The sequence below is a fragment of the Rhodococcus sp. 14-2483-1-1 genome, assembly GCF_002259335.1.
GTDB lineage: Bacteria > Actinomycetota > Actinomycetes > Mycobacteriales > Mycobacteriaceae > Rhodococcoides.
This window is the reverse complement of sequence record NZ_NPFX01000014.1, coordinates 108154-127761: the sequence shown is the minus strand read 5'-3', so window position 1 is coordinate 127761 and position 19608 is coordinate 108154. Positions and strand designations below refer to the sequence as shown.

The 19608-nt window shown below is 64.1% G+C and carries 21 protein-coding genes and 1 pseudogene; 13 read left to right on the top strand and 9 right to left on the bottom strand.

Annotated features, from left to right (window positions below; translation table 11 throughout):
* Positions 1-9 precede the first annotated feature (9 nt).
* Both CH294_RS11870 and CH294_RS11865 read left to right on the top strand, forming a co-directional pair.
* Complete coding sequence (locus CH294_RS11870) at positions 10-699, top strand: DUF998 domain-containing protein (protein ID WP_094738053.1); 690 nt, start codon at positions 10-12, stop codon at positions 697-699.
* Complete coding sequence (locus tag CH294_RS11865) at positions 675-1160, top strand: GAF domain-containing protein (protein WP_094738052.1); 486 nt, start codon at positions 675-677, stop codon at positions 1158-1160. Before CH294_RS11870 ends, CH294_RS11865 begins: the two co-directional genes overlap by 25 nt.
* Here the strand turns inward: CH294_RS11865 and dhaL are convergent.
* Positions 1144-2798: pseudogene (gene dhaL / locus CH294_RS11860) on the bottom strand (dihydroxyacetone kinase subunit DhaL). The gene CH294_RS11865 and the pseudogene dhaL overlap by 17 nt on opposite strands.
* Before the next feature lie 65 nt (positions 2799-2863).
* Between dhaL and CH294_RS11855 the strand changes: the two are divergent.
* Positions 2864-3415 carry a YceI family protein gene (locus CH294_RS11855; protein ID WP_094738051.1) on the top strand — a complete coding sequence of 184 codons (552 nt, stop codon included), beginning with the start codon at positions 2864-2866 and terminating at the stop codon, positions 3413-3415.
* Between the two features lie 38 nt (positions 3416-3453).
* Positions 3454-4185, top strand: a complete 732-nt coding sequence (locus CH294_RS11850) for an SIMPL domain-containing protein (RefSeq protein ID WP_212709791.1) — start codon at positions 3454-3456, stop codon at positions 4183-4185.
* Here CH294_RS11850 and CH294_RS11845 read toward each other — a convergent pair.
* From CH294_RS11845 to CH294_RS11830, 4 genes are all read right to left on the bottom strand, one after another.
* Entirely contained in the window at positions 4182-5291 is a 1110-nt protein-coding gene (locus tag CH294_RS11845; RefSeq protein WP_094738381.1) for a CoA transferase, read from the bottom strand. The genes CH294_RS11850 and CH294_RS11845 overlap by 4 nt on opposite strands.
* Positions 5292-5322: 31 nt before the next feature.
* Positions 5323-5964 carry a TetR/AcrR family transcriptional regulator gene (locus tag CH294_RS11840; RefSeq protein WP_094738050.1) on the bottom strand — a complete coding sequence of 214 codons (642 nt, stop codon included), beginning with the start codon at positions 5962-5964 and terminating at the stop codon, positions 5323-5325.
* Between the two features lie 54 nt (positions 5965-6018).
* The gene (locus CH294_RS11835) at positions 6019-7386 is read right to left on the bottom strand and encodes a lipase family protein (protein WP_094609234.1); all 1368 of its coding nucleotides are present in this window, start codon (positions 7384-7386) and stop codon (positions 6019-6021) included.
* A 247-nt stretch (positions 7387-7633) separates the two neighbouring features.
* On the bottom strand, positions 7634-8515 hold the full coding sequence (locus CH294_RS11830; protein ID WP_094738049.1) for a class III extradiol ring-cleavage dioxygenase: 882 nt from the start codon (positions 8513-8515) through the stop codon (positions 7634-7636).
* A 99-nt stretch (positions 8516-8614) separates the two neighbouring features.
* Here CH294_RS11830 and CH294_RS11825 point away from each other — a divergent pair, with 99 nt between their 5' ends.
* Positions 8615-9568 (top strand): pyridoxal-phosphate dependent enzyme, encoded by a 954-nt coding sequence (locus CH294_RS11825; RefSeq protein ID WP_094738048.1) that lies wholly within the window; start codon positions 8615-8617, stop codon positions 9566-9568.
* An 11-nt stretch (positions 9569-9579) separates the two neighbouring features.
* Here the strand turns inward: CH294_RS11825 and CH294_RS11820 are convergent, their stop codons facing one another.
* A complete protein-coding gene (locus CH294_RS11820; RefSeq protein WP_141216492.1) occupies positions 9580-10023 on the bottom strand; it encodes a hypothetical protein in 444 nt (147 codons plus the stop codon).
* Positions 10024-10118: 95 nt separating this feature from the next.
* Here CH294_RS11820 and CH294_RS11815 point away from each other — a divergent pair, with 95 nt between their 5' ends.
* On the top strand, positions 10119-10517 hold the full coding sequence (locus CH294_RS11815; protein WP_037154763.1) for a hypothetical protein: 399 nt from the start codon (positions 10119-10121) through the stop codon (positions 10515-10517).
* Here CH294_RS11815 and CH294_RS11810 read toward each other — a convergent pair.
* Positions 10489-10698 carry a hypothetical protein gene (locus tag CH294_RS11810; protein WP_032368666.1) on the bottom strand — a complete coding sequence of 70 codons (210 nt, stop codon included), beginning with the start codon at positions 10696-10698 and terminating at the stop codon, positions 10489-10491. The two genes, CH294_RS11815 and CH294_RS11810, sit on opposite strands and share 29 nt — an antisense overlap.
* Before the next feature lie 94 nt (positions 10699-10792).
* Between CH294_RS11810 and CH294_RS11805 the strand changes: the two genes are divergently transcribed.
* The 4 genes from CH294_RS11805 to fahA all read left to right on the top strand — a co-directional run bounded on the left by CH294_RS11805 (position 10793) and on the right by fahA (position 14570).
* Positions 10793-11320, top strand: coding sequence for a MarR family transcriptional regulator (locus tag CH294_RS11805; protein ID WP_032404472.1), 528 nt, complete (start codon positions 10793-10795; stop codon positions 11318-11320).
* Between the two features lie 72 nt (positions 11321-11392).
* Positions 11393-12586, top strand: coding sequence for a homogentisate 1,2-dioxygenase (locus CH294_RS11800; protein ID WP_094738046.1), 1194 nt, complete (start codon positions 11393-11395; stop codon positions 12584-12586).
* Positions 12583-13371: a hypothetical protein gene (locus CH294_RS11795; RefSeq protein WP_094609228.1), complete on the top strand. Its 789-nt coding sequence runs from the start codon at positions 12583-12585 to the stop codon at positions 13369-13371. The genes CH294_RS11800 and CH294_RS11795 overlap by 4 nt, the downstream gene beginning before the upstream one ends.
* A 32-nt stretch (positions 13372-13403) precedes the next feature.
* A complete protein-coding gene (gene fahA / locus CH294_RS11790; protein WP_094738045.1) occupies positions 13404-14570 on the top strand; it encodes a fumarylacetoacetase in 1167 nt (388 codons plus the stop codon).
* A gap of 8 nt (positions 14571-14578) precedes the next feature.
* Here the strand turns inward: fahA and CH294_RS11785 are convergent, their stop codons facing one another.
* Positions 14579-15235 carry a helix-turn-helix domain-containing protein gene (locus tag CH294_RS11785; protein WP_094738044.1) on the bottom strand — a complete coding sequence of 219 codons (657 nt, stop codon included), beginning with the start codon at positions 15233-15235 and terminating at the stop codon, positions 14579-14581.
* A 201-nt stretch (positions 15236-15436) separates the two neighbouring features.
* Between CH294_RS11785 and CH294_RS11780 the strand changes: the two genes are divergently transcribed.
* The 3 genes from CH294_RS11780 (at position 15437) to CH294_RS11770 (ending at position 18990) form a co-directional block, all read left to right on the top strand.
* Positions 15437-16660, top strand: coding sequence for a CaiB/BaiF CoA-transferase family protein (locus CH294_RS11780; RefSeq protein WP_094609226.1), 1224 nt, complete (start codon positions 15437-15439; stop codon positions 16658-16660).
* Between the two features lies 1 nt (position 16661).
* Positions 16662-17537, top strand: coding sequence for a hydroxymethylglutaryl-CoA lyase (locus CH294_RS11775; protein WP_094609225.1), 876 nt, complete (start codon positions 16662-16664; stop codon positions 17535-17537).
* A gap of 73 nt (positions 17538-17610) precedes the next feature.
* On the top strand, positions 17611-18990 hold the full coding sequence (locus CH294_RS11770) for an SLC13 family permease (protein ID WP_094609224.1): 1380 nt from the start codon (positions 17611-17613) through the stop codon (positions 18988-18990).
* 106 nt (positions 18991-19096) lie between these two features.
* Here CH294_RS11770 and CH294_RS11765 read toward each other — a convergent pair whose 3' ends face one another.
* Entirely contained in the window at positions 19097-19582 is a 486-nt protein-coding gene (locus CH294_RS11765) for an Lrp/AsnC family transcriptional regulator (protein ID WP_052058764.1), read from the bottom strand.
* Between the last annotated feature and the right edge of the window lie 26 nt (positions 19583-19608).

The following is a 19608-nucleotide window of genomic DNA, read 5'->3' as shown; positions in this document are numbered from 1 at the left end:
CCTTGATCGGTGCGTTCGAAAACTGAAGGCGTTGATATCCGCAGCGTCGTAGTGGCGATCTGCTTGATCCTCGCCGGACTGCTGTACTCCGCGTGGGTGGCCGAATTCTTCATCGACACCGGTCTCGACCCCACCACATCGTTTCTCAGCGAACTCGACGCCCGCGATCAGCCGTACCGCGAATTCTTCTCCACCGCAGACGTCGTCACCGGTTCACTGATGATCGTCGCGGCGGTCCTCGGCTTCCTCGCCACCCAGCGTCGACGGCTCGTCGTCACCGGCTGGGTGGCGTCGGGCATCTTCGGTATCGCCACCATCGCCGACGCAAAACTTCCACTCGAGTGTGTGGCCGCCGACGATCCGAGTTGCCCGATCGAGCCCAGCGGATTGTTCCCGCAACTCCATCACCTGCACGCACTCACCAGCACCATCGCGGTGTTCGCGATCTTCACGGTCATGATCGCGTTCACGCTCGCTGCATTCCGCTATGAGCCCTATCCCCTGCTTCGGACGCTCGGTGTCGCGGTGCTGGCTGTCACGACCCTGGCAACGGCGTGGCTGATGATCGCCGACAACCTTCCTGGCGATCACGGCCTCGGTGTCGCCCAGCGAGTTCAGGTGGGCGGCATGTCGGCGTATCTGGTGGTGCTGGGGTGTGCGCTTAGACTCGGCGCATGTCCTTCACCGCGACCGAACTGAACGGGTCCAAGGTAGAGCAGTATCAGCAGCTGGCCGAGCAGGCCAAGGGCCTCGTCTACGACGAGTCGAACCTGATCGCCAATGCCGCCAATCTCTCCGCGTTGGTCTATCACGCTCTGCCGGAGGTCAATTGGGTCGGCTTCTACCTGTACGACGGCACCGAACTCGTCGTCGGTCCGTTTCAAGGTCAGCCCGCCTGCGTGCGCATCGCTCTGAGCAAAGGAGTGTGCGGCGCTGCCGCCACCACCCGCGAGACGCAGCGAGTTGCCGACGTTCACGCCTTCCCGGGTCACATCGCGTGCGATGCCAACACTCGCTCCGAGGTCGTCGTACCGCTGTACCAGGGCGACACTCTGATCGGCGTGTTCGACTTGGACAGCCCCGTGCCGAACCGCTTCGACGCCGACGATCAAGCCGGCCTCGAAGCGATCGCGGAGGTCTTTCTCAGTTCGATCCGTTAGAAGCTGCCGCCTCGAAGAACCACGCCATGACCAGCGCACCGGGGTCGACGACGCCTCGCGCGGCCTCACCGACGTAGCTGGCGCGACCGCGGTTGGCGGTGATGTCCTTGGTCGATTCGGCTCCGGTCTTTGCGGCGTCGGCGGCATGCTGCAGGGTGCCCCCGTCCTTCTCGAGCGCCTCGACGGCCGGGGCGATGGCGTCGACCATCGTCTTGTCGCCCACCCGTGCGCCGCCGAGTTCGGTGATGCTGTCCAGTCCCGCCCGTGCCGCCTCTGCGATCGCCGCAGCGGAGGGCTCGGATTCGAGCATCGTCCGGTAGAACTGGCGGAACCAGATGCCGAACAGTGCGCCGGACGTACCACCCGCGTGGCCCAGGTAGGCCTCGCTGACTGCTTCGAATACCGTTGCTGCCGAATAGGTTTCCTTCACTGCATCCAGATCGAGTTGTTCGAGTGCGGCCACCATGTTGGTTCCGAAGTCGCCGTCGCCCGCTTTGCGATCCAACTCGGTCAGAGCCGGCTCCTCGCCGAGCACACGCTGCGCCCACGACCCGATCCACTCGGAAACGAAGGTCGACTTCACACCGGTGTCGGACGGTGAGAACGTCGGCCCGAATGCGCCGCGTTCGGCCACCGGCTTCGCACCCCGGCTCTGGGCGTTGGGCCAACCGGGAGCGTCGGTCGGCTCGTCCCAGAGTTCGAGCATCTCGTCGTCGGCGCGCACGAGGGTGATCGACGCTCCGCCCATGTTCAACGCGGTGACGAAGCTACCGACGAGCGAGCGGGAGATCTCGATCCCTTTGCCGTGCAGGTACTCCGAGAGTTCACCGAACAGCAGGTGCAGCTCCAGCGGGTGCGTTGCCCGAGCCCGTTGACCACCGCGATCACCGATTCGCCCGAGTTCAACCCGAGTGAGTCCACGATGGGATCGGTCAGTTTCGCGACGATCTCCCGAGCAGGCAGCCCGGGCACGCGGTCGGTGCCGCGTTCTCCGTGGATACCGATGCCGAGTTCGATTTCCTCCTTGGGTAATTCGAACGACGGGCCGTCGGCGCCCGGTAGCGTCGGCGGGTTCAGCGCGACAGCCATACTGCGCGCGTTCTCCGCTGTTCGACGCCCAAGCGCAACGACCGCCTGCAAACTGTCACCGCGTTCTGCCGCTGCGCCGCAGACCTTTTCGACGACGATCGTCGCTGCGGTGCCGCGACGTCCCGGGCCGTCCTCGCTCTCACTGGCCACGTCGTCGTCGACGAGAATCACGTCGGCGACGATGCCGTCCTCCTGCAACAATTCTCGGGCGATCTTGAAGTTCATCACGTCGCCGGTGTAGTTCTTCACGATGTGCACCACGCCGCCGCCGGAGTCCACCGCCTTGGATGCCTCGTGCACCTGAAGGGCGTTCGGTGAGGTGAAGACCAGACCGGGGCACGCACCGGTGAGCATGCCGCGACCGATGAATCCGGCATGCATCGGCTCATGGCCCGATCCCCCACCGGACAGGAGGGCAACCTGACCGTCGGAGATGCGATAGCGGCGGGTGAGAAATCCGGGATCGGCATGCAAGGTGACGTCGTCGGTGGCGGCGACGAAGCCGCGGAGGGCGTCGGCAACGAATGTTCGAGGGGAATTGGAGAACATGGCTCCACCCTAACCACCTGCGCCGCGTCCCTTCTTCGGTTCTGCGGGACCGATACAGTCGGGGCATGACTACCGCGACCTGGACGCTCGACGCATCGGACGATGGACAGTTGGCCGTTCGGACGGATGTCACCGGACGGGCAGCCAAGATGGGCCATCGCCTCACGATTGCGGTGACCTCCTGGACCGCGACAGTCGAGTGGTCGGGGGAGGCACCCACCGCGGTCACCCTCGTTGCCGAGGTGAGTTCACTCGAGGTGGTCCATGGAGAGGGTGGACTCACACCCTTGATCGGACCGGAGAAAATTGTGGCGAAGGCAAACGCGCTCAAGAGTTTCGAGGCCGACCGATATCCATCGATTCGATTCGTTTCGGAAGAGATCACCGCCGTCGACTCCGGATTTCGACTGGCCGGCACGGCCGAGATTCACGGCGTGTCCAGGGAGATCACTGTGGATGTGACCGCCACCGACCTCGGTGATCGATGGCACATCGAGTCCGAAACTATTGTGCGCCAATCGGATTACAAGATCACTCCGTATTCGCAGATGTTCGGAGCCATGAAGGTGGTGGACGAGGTGACCGTGACGTTCGACGCCGAGTATCGCAAGGCCTGAGCCTTCCCAATTCGCCTGTCATGATGGACACTACGGCGATGAGTCGAAATCGATGGATGATCGGATCGTGCGCATCGGCCCTGTTGCTGACCGTGGCCCTGACCGCGGGGTGCAGCAGCCCAGCGACGTCGTCCCCCGATGGACCTCCCGGAGTGAACGTCAACGGCGTGGGAGAAGTCCAGGGTGCACCGGATACGTTGACAACCCAGATCGGTGTTCAGGCCACTGCCGAGGACGTCACCGCCGCCATCGAACAGGCCAATTCTGCCGTCAGTGAGGTCACGGACGCAGTGATTGCGGCCGGCGTCGCTCGCGAGGACATCCAGACCCAACAGGTGTCGATCGATCCGCAGTACTCGGGCGCATTGCCGGGCGGCACCTCGGCTATCTCCGGATATCAGGCCACCAACACCTTGCAGGTCACGGTTCGCGACCTGTCGAAGGCCTCCGCGGTGTTGGGCGACGCCACAACGGCCGGCGGAAACGCGACCCGCATCTCGGGAGTCTCCTTCAAGATCGACGACGATTCCGAGCTGATCTCCGATGCCCGGTCCAGGGCGTTCGCCGATGCCCGCGATCGCGCCGAGCAGTACGCATCGCTCGCAGGCGGAGAACTCGGTGACGTTCTGTCGATCACCGAGTCGATCACCGGCCAGGAGCAGCCGAGGTCGTTCGGCGAGTCCGCCACTTCGTTCGACACGGCGGTGCCCATCGAACCGGGACAGCAGACCGTCAGCGTGTCCGTGTCGGTGAAGTGGGCGTTGAACTAGGTCCCGGCGGGCGGTGGCAAGCGATAGTTCACCGGGGTGGCCGAGAAGTCCAGCGGATTACGGACGCCGTCGGCCACTGAACCCGGAACCTGCACTCGCGGTTCGAGACCGAGCGATTCCGCGAAGGCAAACGCCTCTTCGATGGAATTGACCGGCCCCGCGGGGACGTTGCGGGCCATCAGATCTCGGTACCATTCGTCCGCGGTACGTGCCCGCAGCGCCGAGGTCAACGCGTCGACCAGGTGATCGCGATGTTCGACGCGAGCAGAGTTGGTGGAGAAGCGATCATCCTCTGCCAGTCTCGGCTCGTTCAGCACCTCGACCAACGCCTGGAACTGCCGGTCGTTTCCCACGGCCAGCGCCAATGGACGGTCGGCGGTCTCGAACACCTCGTACGGCACGAGCGAGGGATGCTTGTTTCCCATCGGGACGGGCACAACGCCTGCCCCGAGGTACGCCGCCGACTGGTTGCTCAACGCGGACAGCACCGACGCCATCAGCGAGGTGTGCACCTGCTGGCCAGCACCGGTCTGTGATCGATGATGCAGTGCGGCAAGGATTCCGCTCAGTGCATGTAGACCGCTGACGATGTCGACCATCGCCACTCCCACCTTGGTCGGTGTCGAGGCGTCGGGGCCGGTGACGCTCATGAGCCCGCCGACGGCTTGGACCACCAGATCGTATCCGGGGAGCGCAGCTCCTCCCCCGGTGCCGAAGCCAGAGATCGAGCAGTAGATCAGGCCCCGATTCGATTGCGACACAGTCGAATAGCCCAGACCGAGGCGGTCCATCGTTCCGGCGCGGAAGTTCTCGATCACGATGTCCGCGCCCGAGACGATCTCACGTGCCTCAGCCACCCCGCTCTCGGACTGCAGGTCCAGGAACTTCGACGTCTTGTTGCGATTCACCGAATTGAAATACGTTGCTGTGCCTGCAGAGTCGTATGGCGGGCCCCAGGATCGGGTGTCGTCACCGATTCCGGGTCGCTCGATCTTGATCACGTCCGCGCCCATGTCGCCGAGCATCATCGTCGCGTACGGGCCGGCGAGCACACGGGAGAAGTCCGCGACCACGAGGCCTGCGAGTGGACCGGTGGCAGGTGTCATCGGTCCACTGTATTGCGCCACACGCTGCAGTTCAGTTCAGGTCCGGAACGAACGCTCCCAGAACGGCGACCATCGTCTCCACGATGTGCTCGATAGGTGGGCGAGGGGGCTCGGTGCGGGACCAGTCTGAGACGATCTCGGTGAGCGCACCGAGGAATGCCGTTGCGGCCAAACGGTATCCACCTGGCGGAACGAAATCGGAACCGACTTCCGAGCGCAGGGTGTTCTCGAAGAACTCCACCCACTGTGCACGACGGCGCGTCCGGTGCTGCTCGACGGCATCGCTGACACCCAGCATCTCCAGGTAGGAAATTCGTGCTCGGCGTGGGTCCCCTCCGATCGATCCGACCAAGGCCGTCATCGCAGCAGCCACAAGCGCGCGTCGATCTCGGTCGAGTTGCCCGTCGAGCGCGGCGACGACTGCAGCCAGGGCGTCGTCTTGAATCAGGTCGTACACATCCACGAGCAGCGCCTCACGGTTGGCGAATTCGCTGTAGAACTGACTGCGTGCCAGACCGGCTGCAGCGCAGATATCCGCGACCGAGGTGGCTGCGTATCCGCGTGCCCCGATGACCTCGATCCCGGCGTGCAAGAACCGTGCGCGGCGATCGGCTTTTCGCGCGGCGGACGATTGTCCCGCGTAGATGCGGCCCTGGTCGTCGGCGACTGTCACCGGCGGAGTCTACCGCCGGTGACACTGCGGCTTCCCGTACGCCGACCGGTTCCCTCACGCCCCGATCGGCTTACCGAACAGTCCGGCGATTATCTCGCCTACCGCATCGACGAAGAGCGGGTGTGCACTCGTGTCGAGCGCCATCGAGCCGACATCGTTCGTTCGGCAACCCGGTTCCACCGGAATCCCGGCAAAGCGATCACGCATCCACAGCACCGCGCTCGGAAAGGCGATCAATTCCAGGGTGATGTGCTCACTGAAATGGTCGCGGGTGTAGGTGACATCGGCACCCGGACGGCTGCAATACGAATCGACCATCGCGTTGACCGGTCCGACCGGCACCAGCCAGTCCGGGTTGGAGTGATAGACGTAGAGCGGCATGTTCGGAGTGGTGTCGCCGAGCCGCATCGCGGACAGAGCCTTCTTCACCACTGGTTGTTGGATCGGGTCGCCCTCGGTGTGCAGAAAGCCCTTCAGATTGACGAACGGCAGCAGCGCCGAGCTGTAACCGACGCAGAGATTGTCCTTGGCCGCGAACAACGCCCGGCCGAGCGGATCGATGTGTTCGTCGATGAAATCGGCCAACTCGGGATCTTCACGACTGGCACCGATGATTCCGGCAGCGACGATTCCCGAGCCTAGTGTGTTGTTCGCGTTGTCCACCAAAGCCCCGAGTTCAGCGGGGGTTCCGCCCTCGGTGACTCCGACGATGTCGAGCTCAGGGGCGTAGCGTTCGGCCAGTTCGGCTGCATGTCCGGTCGCTATCGCGCCACCGGAGTAGCCGCTCATCCCCACCTTGGTGGCCTCCCCGGCCAACTGCATCGGCGCGAAGTTCTCGGCCGCTCGGATGCCGTCGAGGGTGATCCGACCGGCGACCGGCCCTGCTGCGAACGAGTTGTTCGGACCTTGATGATCGGGTACCGATACCGCCCAGCCCTGCGCCAACGCTGCCTGCACCTCGAGGAATTGAGCACCCGACGTCACCGCGCCTGTGACCGGCCAGGGAATCGCACCCGCGCGCATCGCATACGAGGGCGCGCAGTAGGCAGCGAGAGAATCCTCGGCCAGCTGAATGGATATCAAGGGCCGCGATGCGGCAGGGACGCCACGTGGCTTGATGACCGTGGTCACCGCAGCGATCGGCTCGTCGCGACCGTTGTTGGACCGGAAAGACAACTGCCACGCGTCGACCTGCGTGGGGATGACGTTGAGAGTGGCCAGCTCGACCGGCCGCGCAGCGATGATCTGACCCGGCGCTGCCGCGGCCACCACGTCGGCGGGCGGAACGTAGAAGTCGGTGTCGAACTCCGGAATCTTCGGCCACGTGAACGGTGCCAGAGGCGGCTGAATTTCCACCTCGGGCGAATCAGGTGCAGCAGCAGCGGGCGTCGTCATGGCAGTAAAAGCCGCAGCGGCGGTCATCACGCTGATCGCTGTACGCAGCGTCCACGAGCGGGCAGAAGACACGGGTGTACTCCTTCGCGCCGGAGGACGGGATCCACAGGAGGCGCGCCCGGCGACGGTTCGTACAGCGCATCCGTCCATCTTGGACACCGATGTCCGAGATGGTGCTCAGAACTGTAGAGCGAAGTGGCGTGGATAACAATCCTCGAATCGAAAGAGATTCAGAAGTGAACCGATCCCAAGTGCACTGAGTTACGCCGGTTCGTCACGCGACCGCGAATGACCGCTTCGCCAAACCGAACTGGAAGCCGGTGATCGCCGTGGCGACCGGGGCTTCCGGGTTCTCGGCGGCACCGAGCGTGACGAACAGCGGCGTGAAGTGTTCGACGGTCGGGTGGGCATAGGGCATTCCCGGTGCGGCACTGCGGAAGTCCGCCAGTGTTGCGACGTCACCGCGCGCCAACGCGTCGGCCGCCCAGAGATCGAAGTCCTCGGACCACGTCGGGACCGTATTGGTGGTGAAGTTCGCGCGCGAGAGGAACGGCAACCCGTGCGTCATGAATCCGGATCCGATGACCAAGACTCCCTCGGCGCGAAGCTCTTTGAGTGCCGCGCCGATGGCCATCAACCGGTCGGGAGCATGGGTCGGCAGGCTCAACTGGAGAACGGGGACGTCGGCATACGGGTACATCACCTTCAGGGGAACCCAGGCACCGTGATCGAGTCCGCGAGAAGTGTGTCGGTGCAGATTTTCCGACGCCGGGATTGCCGCAGCAACGCGAGCGGCCAAGGCCTCGGCGTCGGGTGTGCGGTATTCCATCGAAAAGTACCGCTGAGCAAAACCACCGAAGTCGTAGACCAGTGGGGTCGCGGCCGCCGAGGCAGACAGGCTCAGCGGAGCCTCTTCCCAGTGCGCGCTGACGATGAGAATCGCCTTCGGCTTGGGCATCGACTGCGACCAGGTGAACAGCTGGTCCATCCAGAGTTCGTCGTCGAAGACCGGGGGCGCGCCATGGCTGATGTACAAGGCGGGCATCGGCCCGTCGCTCGGGGTCCACATCTGCTGCGACCGGCTCGCGGGTGCGGTATCGGCGAGAAATGCGTCGAACGCGGCTCCCGCGACGGGCGGGTTGACGACAGAGGTCATGAGGGGTCCTTCTAGGGCTAAGTTGAAGCTTCAACCTAGCACCCAATTCCATTTTGAACAAGGACGCCTCGCACGCCCCGCACGCCCTACAGTGACCAGGTGCCCAAGGTGACTCTGTCGCAGTACCCCACGCCACTGGAACCCGCGCCCCGGCTGGCTGCGGCCCTGGGGCTCGGCCCGGACGATCTGTGGATCAAACGCGACGACCTTCTCGGGCCGGGCGGCGGCGGAAACAAGGTCCGCAAGCTCGAATGGCTCATCGGGGCGGCGATCGAGGCCGGGGCCACCACACTCGTCACCAGCGGCGCGGCGCAGAGTAACCACGCCCGGCTCACAGCGGCCGCAGGTGCACGACTCGGCCTCGACGTAGTGCTGATCCTGGCCGGCGCACCCCAGGCGAACGAAAGCGGAAATATCGTGCTCGACGGCCTGTTCGGGGCGCGGATCGTCTGGGCCGGCACCGACCCGTTGGACGAGCGAGCCGCCGAGACCGCCGCCGAACTGGGCAAGGGGGCATCACTGATCCCGTTCGGCGGTACCTCGCTGGACAGTGTCGAGGGCTACGTCTCGTGCGCCGACGAAATCCTGGCCGAGATACCCGCAGTGAACACGATCGTCGCAGCGGTCGGATCAGGAGGAACGATGGCGGGGCTCGTCCGACGCCTCGGTGCCGAACGCGTCCTCGGCATCGACTGCGGCGCCGTATCGGATCCGGTGGATCGTGTACTTCATTTCGCCAATCGGCCGATCGATCGGGAGCAGTTGAGACTCCGGCACGATCTCGTCGGCGAGGGGTATGCGGTGCTGTCCGATTCCGTCGCCGCAGCAATGACGTTGGTCGCCCGCACCGAGGGGCTCGTGCTCGACCCTGTCTATTCCGGTCGAGCCGCCGCCGGACTCGTTGCTGCCGTGGAGGATTCGACGATCAAGGCAGGCGAGCGAACAGTCCTGTTGCACTCAGGCGGACTACCAGGACTGTTCGGCCACCGCGGCGCAGTCGAATTCGGCCTACGCCAGGCCGGTTACTCGACGGAAACTCGAACTCCAGACTGAGGTTCACACAGCTACTCCACAACGACGCGGCCACCACCGGGAAGGTTGGGAGTGTCCGTCGTGATCGTGAGATCGACACGGCCCGCACCGGTAGCGAGAGTGATCGGCTCGGTCGATATCCCACCCGCCGAACCGGATCGGCCGTTGTCGATGTTCGTCCACACCACGGTCACCGGAACCGGCAGCAGGCCGACCGCGGACGAGCCCATGTCACCCGCACCCGAAATCTTGCTCGCTGTCGTCACCGTGACTTCCCCTGCCTCGATGCCCACCGTCGCCGTTGCCTCGACCGGCCCCGACCCGAAGCTGACCCCGTGTTGGAAGAAGACGAATGCCTGTACCGGCCTGAGCTCCATAGTGGTCGCGGCCGACGCGATGCCCGCCGTTGCCAGCGTCAAGGCTCCCGCCATCAACGGTGCCGCAACGAGGCGAATAACTCTTTTTCTCGAAAACACGATGCTCCCCAGTTCGTCGAATTCGTCCGATGTCCGAGTACATCGTGCAACGGACCAGAAGGTCTGTAAACCCCTCGGGCTCTAGGCTCGGCGATATGCCGAATGTCTATCGCGCACCGATGCCGGACGGCGTCGAGCGTGCCCTTACCTATGGACTGTGCGGCATGGCGGCCGACGACGAACGATCGCTACGACGGGTCGAGCGCTTCGAACAGGTTCCGGACGGATCTTTCGTCTGGACGCGAACCGCGAGCGGGGAGTACTTCCTCGGCCGAATTTTCGGCTCACTGCGGGAAGATCACAGCGACGACGCAGTGGCGTCGAACATGATCTTTGTTCGTGACTGCGAGTGGACGGGCGAGCCCGTTCCCGAGCACGAGGTACCCGCCGCCACGCTCCGCACGTTCGCCCGCGGCGGCCGAAACTTTCAGCAGACACACGACCCGCGGGTCGCCGCAGAGTCGGCTAGCGCGTGGCGAGCGCGAGGTCGCTGACCTGGGGATCGACCTGAACAACCGAGTAGCCCTGGATCTCGAACTTGTTCTCACCCTCGGGCGGCCCGAGCACAGCACGGACGATCAACGTCGCGGCGGCAGCGACGAGTGCGATCACGATGACCACTGCCGCCACGATCAGCAGGGTCCGGGGGCCGCCGAACAGGTTCTTCGAGCTCATGCGTCCATCATGAACCCTCCGGGATGAGACACGAATCGCGCCCACTCAAGTAATAAAGGTGTTGATCAGATGATTTCGTGGATACAGTGAATCCGTGACCGCCGCACCCGAGCCCGATTTCTGGTCGTTCATCGAGACCGCCAACACCACGCTGGCCCGCGACTACGGGTTCGAGCATCAGTTGGCCACCGAGGTTCTGCTGACGCTCAACCGGGCGTCGAACATCGTCACCTACGACTTGGAGGCGACGGTTCATCGCCCCCGAGGCTGGTCGTGGTCGTCGTTCCGACTGATGTTCGTCACGTGGCTGGCAGGCCCGATCGAACCGCGACGAGCAGCCGAACTGACCGGCATGAGCCGCGCGGCCGTGTCGAACCTGTCCAAGACACTCATCTCCGGCGGCCTGCTCGCCAGTACGCCCGACGAGAAGGACGGGCGTTCGGTGCGCCTCGCCCTCACCGCGCAGGGGCACGACGAAATGGTGGAGACCTTCGCCGAACAGAACGAACGGGAGAACGCGTGGGCCAGCGCGCTCACCGAACCCGAACAGCGGATTCTGGTGATGCTGTTGACCAAACTCATCACTCACCGCAGCCAGTTCGACGTCCGGGGACGCAACTGAAGGTTGTGTAGATCACGTCAAAGTAGTTAATGTATTTATTATAATCGGTGAACAGAGCACAGGAGCGATGACGTGGCCTACTACCGGCAACTCGGATCGATACCGCCGAAGCGGCACACCCAGCACCGAACTCCAGAGGGCAACCTCTACTTCGAGGAGCTGATGGGCGAAGAGGGCTTCTCGTCGGACTCGTCTCTGCTCTATCACCGCCACATACCATCGGCCATCGTCGATGCCACGGTGTGGGAACTCCCTGATCAATCCACGACGCCCAACCATCCACTCGTGCCGCGGCACCTGAAGTTGCACGAGCTGTTTCCCGAATCCGCGGTGGCCGGCACCGACGTCGTCACCGGCCGGCGACTCGTCCTCGGCAACGCCGACGTCAGACTGTCGTACGTCGTCGCATCGAAAACCTCACCGCTGTATCGAAATTCGATCGGCGACGAGATGGTCTACATCGAATCCGGCTCTGCCACAGTGGAAACGGCATTCGGCGCGCTGCAGGCGCAGCAGGGCGACTACGTGCTCATTCCGCGCGCGACGACGCACCGCTGGATTCCTCACGGTCCACTTCGCGCGTACGCCATCGAAGCCAACAGTCACATCGCGCCACCGAAGCGGTTCCTGTCGAAGTACGGCCAGTTGCTCGAGAACGCTCCCTACTGTGAACGCGATCTGCACGGCCCCAGCGAGCCTCTGCTCGGCGAGGGAACCGACGTGGAAGTGCTTGTCAAACACCGCGGTTCGACGGGGATCGTCGGGACCCGATACGTCTACCCGCAGCATCCGTTCGACGTGGTGGGGTGGGACGGCTGCCTGTACCCGTACACGTTCAACATCTCCGACTACGAACCGATCACCGGCCGCGTGCATCAACCACCGCCCGCGCACCAAGCGTTCGAGGGTTCCAATTTTGTGATCTGCAACTTCGTTCCACGCAAGGTCGACTACCACCCGCTGGCAATTCCGGTGCCGTACTACCACTCCAACGTCGACTCGGACGAGATCATGTTCTATGTCGGCGGCGACTACGAGGCCCGCAAAGGTTCCGGAATCGGCCAGGGTTCGATCTCGGTGCATCCAGGCGGGCACGCTCACGGGCCGCAACCCGGTGCCTACGAACGCAGTATCGGTGCCGAGTTCTTCGACGAACTGGCCGTCATGGTCGATACGTTCCGCCCGCTCGAACTGGGCGAAGGTGCGCTGGCGTGCGAGGACACCGGGTATGCGTGGACCTGGGCAGGCCGGGGACCGAACCGATGATTCCAAAGTTCTTTCATCGCCTGTGCGACGATGCCGCTGTTTTCCCTCCCGGCAATGCGCCGCTCGATGTTGCTGCGGCACAACATCTCGAGTACCGGGGCAGCTCTTTCGCAGACCTCGTCGGCCCGTTGGTCGTTCCGATGGACCGGGTGAACGAGCTTGTCCTCGGTGCTCGGATGGAGGTGGCGTTGACCGCACCGGCCGGCCCGGGCAGCGTGGAGGCAGGCCTGCGAGTCGCCGACCGTACCGCCGGGGTGACGGTTGTTGCCGTCGAAGTAGCAGTACCCGACGGCACGAGCATCGACGCCTTGCGCAACATCACTCAGGACATCGACATCTATGTCGAAATTCCCCGAGACTCCCGACGAGACGACATCTTCGACGCCGTCGACGAGTTCGGGTATCGCGCCAAATTCAGGACCGGCGGTGTCACGGCCGACCAGTATCCGGACGAACAGGAGCTCGCCGCGTCCATTTACGAGGCGGCTCGGCGCGAGGTTCACTTCAAAGCGACCGCGGGTCTGCACCATGCCGCCCGTAACACCGATCCCCACAACGGGTTCGAGCAACACGGTTTCCTCAACGTGATCCTCGCGGCGCAGGCCGCACACAGCGGCGCACGAGTCGGTGAGCTCGAGAAGATACTGGCGATCCGGGACGCAGACGTCCTCGCCGGGATCGTCGCCGGGATCGAGGGCCAACGCGCCTTCGCATCTTTCGGCACCTGCAGCATTCGTGAACCCCTGGACGATCTCGTCCGCCTCGGACTCGTCCCACCTCAGTGAGCCCCACCCCCCGTGAATCAGGAGCGCCGTTCATGACGCACATCGATATCTCCGCCGATTCCGAATTCGGAGTCGACAACCTGCCCTACGGCATCTTCAGCACTCCGGGCACGGACGCTCGTGTGGGAGTCCGCTACGGCGACAACGTGATCGATCTATCCATAGCTCTGGGCGATCCAGATTTTTCCTCGCCAAGTCTGAACGCGTTCATGGCCCGCGGACGCAGTCTATGGGTGGAGGTGCGCACGTCCGTCACCGACATGCTCACCGGTGGCCAGACCCCTGCGGAAGCAATCGTGTCCGTTTCTGATGTCACGATGCACCTGCCGTTCGAGGTGGCCGACTACGTCGACTTCTACGCCTCCGAGCATCATGCGTCCAATCTCGGCCGGCTCTTCCGGCCCGATGCCGAACCGCTGCTACCGAATTGGAAGCACCTGCCCGTTGCTTATCACGGACGGGCAGGCACGGTTGTCGTCTCCGGTACCGACATCACCCGCCCTCGTGGCCAACGTAAGGCACCGGACGAGCCGTCGCCCACGTTCGGTCCGAGTCGACGACTGGACATCGAAGCCGAGATGGGCTTCGTCGTCGGCGTTCCGGCGGATGGTCCCATCTCGCCGGATCAGTTCTCCGAGCACGTGTTCGGAGCCGTCATCGTCAACGACTGGTCGGCTCGCGACATCCAAGCCTGGGAGTACGTGCCACTCGGGCCGAACCTCGGCAAGAGTTTCGCGACGTCCATCTCACCCTGGGTTGTACCCCTGCTAGCTCTGGAGCAGGCGCGAACCTCGACACCGGTGCAGGATCCTGAGCCGCTCGAGTACCTTCGCGAATCTCGTTCTTGGGCTTTGGATATCGACCTGACGGTCGAGTGGAACGGCCACGTCGTATCCCACCCGCCGTACAGTGCGATGTACTGGTCGCCGGCTCAGATGCTCGCGCACGAGACCGTCAACGGCGCGACATCGCGAACCGGTGACCTGTTCGCGTCGGGCACCATCTCGGGACCGGAGAAGAATCAGCGCGGCGCTTTCATCGAACTGACCTGGGGCGGAAAAGAACCGGTGTCACTCGGCGGCGAGACTCGAACCTTCCTCGAAGACGGTGACGAGGTCGCCATCGCCGCGAGTGCTCCAGGCGCGAACGGTGCCCGTATCGGATTCGGTGAGGTCCGCGGCCGCATCGTGTCGGCCTGACCCGCCCCCTACCACTCCGGCCGGACCGCGAGGGACTGCTCGATCTCCGACGCGGCATCGCACACGGCTTGCCCCCAGAGAAACCCTGCAGTCGTGGGTACCCGCTCGATCGGGCCTGCCACACAGACGGCCGCGACGATGCGTCCGTCCCGGCGGACCGGGGCGCTCACCGACGTCAGCCCCGGCGTGCGCTCCGATCTCGACTCCCACCAGCCGCGTTCCCGACTCTCCTCGTCGGCGTCGAAGTCCCCGGCCAGTACGTGGCCGGCCGAACCGGCACCGAGTGGAAGTAACGCGCCCGCAGGCAACGAGGCTCGCAACTCTTGCCGAGAATCCTCCGACACCAGACACAGCCGATTCGAGCCTCGCACTACCCACAACTGTGCAGACTCGCCGGTGTCTTCCCGCACCCGACGAAGAATCGGTACCGAGAGGTCGACGAGCGAGGACGTCCCGAAGCGGTCGCCGGGATGCAACAGACCTCCGTCCCCGCGGCGCAACATCGAGTGCTTCGCCATGTCTCCCACCAGGCGGTAGACCGTGGATGCCGACAGGCCGAGCCGATTTGCGAGGTCACTGGTGGTCTGCGGGCTTGCCTCGACTGCGTCGAGGATTGCGGCCGCGCGAGCCAGCACGCCCGTGGTGTCGGTGTTGTTCGCCGTCACTGCTCGACCTCCGCCATCGAATGCACCTTTCTCACCCTTCGATTGTGTCAGCCGACCCGAGCGTCGGTTTGCGATAGTTCGGATCACAGTGGTTGCGGAACGTGATCCACCGCACTATGGTCATTCCTACCAGGAGCGAATGCAATTATCAAATAATGATAATCAGCGATCCAGCCTCCACATCCTCAGGAGTGACGTCAGGTGCACACCGACAACCAGAACGGCCCGTTACACGGAATACGTGTCATCGAACTGGGCAACTTCATCGCCGCACCGTTCGCCAGCCGCCTTTTTGCGGACTTCGGTGCCGAGGTGATCAAGATCGAGCGCCCCGGCGTCGGCGACGAGCTTCGCGGCTGGCGCCGAAACCGCGGAGACACGTCGATGATGTTTCGCACGATAGCCCGCAACAAGCACTCGGTCACAGTCGATCTACGTACCGATGAGGGCCGCGACCTTGCGCTGAAGTTGGTCGAGACTGCCGATGTCGTCGTGGAGAACTTCCGTCCCGGCACTCTCGAGCGTTGGGGTCTCGGGCCCGACCGCCTGCACGAGGCCAATCCCGACGTGGTTCTGGTGCGGATCTCGGGGTACGGCCAAACCGGGCCTCATCGCGACCGAGCCGGGTTCGGCGGGGTCGCAGAGGCATTCGGCGGGCTGCGCCACGTCACCGGACACGCCGATCGCGAGCCGGTGCGGGCGGCTGCGCCCGTCGGAGACGTCCTGGCCGGGTTGCATGGAGCCGTGGGAGCTCTGGTGATGTTGTTGGCGCGTGAACGCAGCGGAGATCACTCTCGGCCGAAGGTGGCCGACGTCGCGCTGTACGAGGCCGTCTTCATGGCGATGGAGTCACTGGTTCCGGACTACGACGCGTACGGTGCCGTTCGCCAGCGGACCGCGGGCAACCTGCCCGGCGTGGTCCCCAGTGGGATCTATCCGACCTCGGACGGAAGCGTCATGATCGCGGGCAATTCGAGCAGCGTGTTCGGACGGCTCATGACGGCCGTGGACCGGCCGGACCTTGCCGACGACTCCGATCTGGCCGACGGCGTCGGGAGGTTCGAGCGTGAGACCGAACTCGACGGTGCCATTTCTGCATGGACCGGCGCACGCCCGACGAGCGTGGTCGTCGGCGAGCTAGGTGCCGCAGGCGTTCCCGTCGGAGAGGTGTTCGACGCCGCTCAGATCGCCGAGGACGAGCACTATCTCGCACGCGGGATGGTGCAGGCGCTGAAAGTCTCCGTCGAACCGGGCAGCACCGAGGAAGTGCGCTTTCCCGGGGTGGTTCCGCGCTTCGGCGATACCACCACGACCGTCAAGTGGGCCGGCCCGGATCTGGGCGAGCACACCGACGATGTCCTCGGCCGCACACTCGGTCTCACCGAAGAACAGCTCGACGACCTCCGCGCGCGGAAGGTCATCTGACATGCCACGCGTACACATCACCGACGTCTATCTCCGCGACGGTTTGCAGGACGAGAAGTGCATCGTCCCCACAGAGGACAAGCTCGCCGTACTCGACGCCACCCTTGCGTCGGGAATTACGTCCCTCGAGATCGCGTCGTTCGTCTCGGCCACCAGAGTGCCGCAGATGGCCGACGCCGAGGAGGTCATCTCACGCGCGCCCCGTCGAGACGGAACCCGTTACAGTGCACTGACATTGAACGGCCGAGGCGTCCATCGCGCCGCAGAGACGGACATAGACGTGATCCAGATCGTCACGTCGGCCAGTGAGGGGCACAGCCGCGCCAACGCCGGCCGATCCCCCGACGACGCGCTACGGGACCTGAGTTCCGCCGTCTCGACGTATCCGGACCGCTCGTTCATCGGCGGTGTCAGTACCGCGTTCGTGTGTCCGTTCGACGGCGTCATCACGCCCGAGCGGCTCGTCGAGGTGTGTGAACGAATGGCCGACACCGGCGTATCGAGCCTCGGTCTGGCGGATACTTTGGGGATCGCCACCACCGATCAGGTACTGACCGGTGTCGACGCCGTCCGAACAGCCCTGCCCGAGTTGACAATCAGCCTCCATCTGCACAACGCTCACGATCAGGCCCTCGAAACAGCAGTACGTGCCGTACTCGACCTCGAGATCGAACACTTCGACAGCGCACTTGCCGGCTACGGCGGTTGCCCCTTCGCGCCCGGCGCACACGGGAACCTTGCGACTGAGCAGCTCGTGGAAGCATTCCATCGTGCCGGAATCGACACCGGAATCGACCCTGTATCTCTGGGCACCGCGGCCGATCTGGCTCGCGATGTCGTCGCGAGAGCGCAACCTCTTTCCACCGCCACACACTGATTTCGTTGGGCAACCAGCCCACACCCGCCGCGCTCCCCGCGGCTCACCTCATCCCCCGTCCGAAAGGCCAGCCATGGTCTACGCAATCTCGATCATTGCCTTGATCGCAATCTTCACCGTCGCCACGATCACACCCATCAACATGGGTCTGCTCGCTTTCGCCGGCGCATTCGTCGTCGGTGGCGCAATATCCGGCATCCCTGTCGAGGATGTGATCGATGCCTTCCCAGGAAGCACTTTCATCATCGTCGGCGGCATCACCTTGCTGTTCGCCATCGCCAAAGCCAACGGCACCATCGATGTCGTCATCGATCGATCTCTCCGACTCGTGGGCGGACGGCGCTGGGCCATCCTGTGGATGATGTTCTTGCTGTCCGGTCTGCTGATGGCCCTCGGATCCGTTCTTGCCGTGGGCATGCTGGCACCGATCGCGATGCCACTGGCCAAGCGCAACAACATCAATCCCTTCCTGATGGGCATGGTCGTCAGCCATGGGGCTCTCGCGTGCTGCTTCTCCCCGATCAACCTCTACGGTGCCTTCGTCAACGGTTTGATGGACTCCACCGGCGTGGGCTCACATCCGCTGGCTCTGTTCCTCATCCCGTTCGTGCTCAACACCCTCATCGCCCTCGTGCTGTTCCTCGTACTCGGCCGTGACCTCATTCGTGATCGGACCCGCGCGTTCGATGTCCAGGACCTGCGCGACAACGAAGGCGGACTGCCCGTACCGTCGAGCCCGCGCCCGGGCTACACCGGACTGCCCGAGGGTAGCGGGGGCGGCACTTCCGTACAGGTCGAGGTCGATCACATCGAATCCTCCTCTATCACAACAGTTCCCAATGAGACCGTACCGCTCAACCGAATCCGAGTACTCACTCTGCTCGGCATCGCGGCCCTGGTCGTGTTGTCCGTGAGCCTGGGGCTCGACATCGGAGTCAGCGCAATCTGTGTGTCGGTCGTGTTGCTGCTGCTGACACCCAAGACTCACCCCAAGGTCGTCGACAACATCGCCTGGCCCGCCGTGGTCCTGGTCTGCGGTGTTCAGACGTACATGGCGGTCATGACCCAGAACGGCACGCTCGGATTCCTCGGCGACGCTGCGTCGGCCCTCGGTTCCCCCCTGTTGACGGCGCTCATCCTGTGCTACGCGGTAGCGATCATCTCGGCATTCGGATCGTCGATCGGAACCATCGGCATCGCTCTTCCTCTCGCCGCACCGCTGCTCGCCGCCGGTGAACTCGGAGCGATCGGATTCGTTGCTGCTATTGCCTTCTCGGCGACCGTGGTCGATGTCAGCCCGTTCTCCACCAACGGGGTCATGGTTCTGGCGGAAGCCCGAGTGGACGACAAGGCCCGGTTCCAGCGAAAGATGATGGGGTACTGCGCACTCGTCGTTCTCATCGCCCCACCGACGGTGTGGCTGCTGACGGTGGTCGCCCCCTCGGTCATCTGACCCGATCGCACAGCCCCTGCTCACCGACCCCTCACTCAGTAGAGGGTTGGTAGGCAGGGGCTTTCGGCGTCTCGGCGGTAGTGCGTGACTCGACCGGATCGGGCGATCAGCGTTCGGTGGCCGGCCTCGTGCGCCCAAGACCGCCTCGGTCCTCGTCGAAGATCAACCACGTGCGGGTCGCCCGAACGCCGTCGAGCGATTGCAGCCCCTCCAGCACCACTTGCCGCAGACTCTCGTTGTCAGGAGTCCTGATGAGCACCAGCACGTCGAAATCCCCTCCGAGCAAACTGAAATGGTCGACGAACTCCATCGATCGCAACCCCTCGGACACGCTGCGCCACGAATCCTGACGGATCGACAGCGCGATGAATGCAGAGGTCCCGAGTCCGGATGCCGCGTGGTCGACCTGCACGGTGAACCGCTCGATGACGCCCGCATCCTTGAGCCTGTCCACTCGCGTATAGGTATGTGCACGAGAGAGATTCAGTCGATCTGCCAGTACCCGCATGGAGATCCGACCGTCGGCGGTGAGTTCGGTGAGAATGCGGCGATCGGTATCGTCCAGTTCCACTCGCTTCGAGACCTCGTCCATTCGTCCGCTCCTCTGCGTCAGTTCAC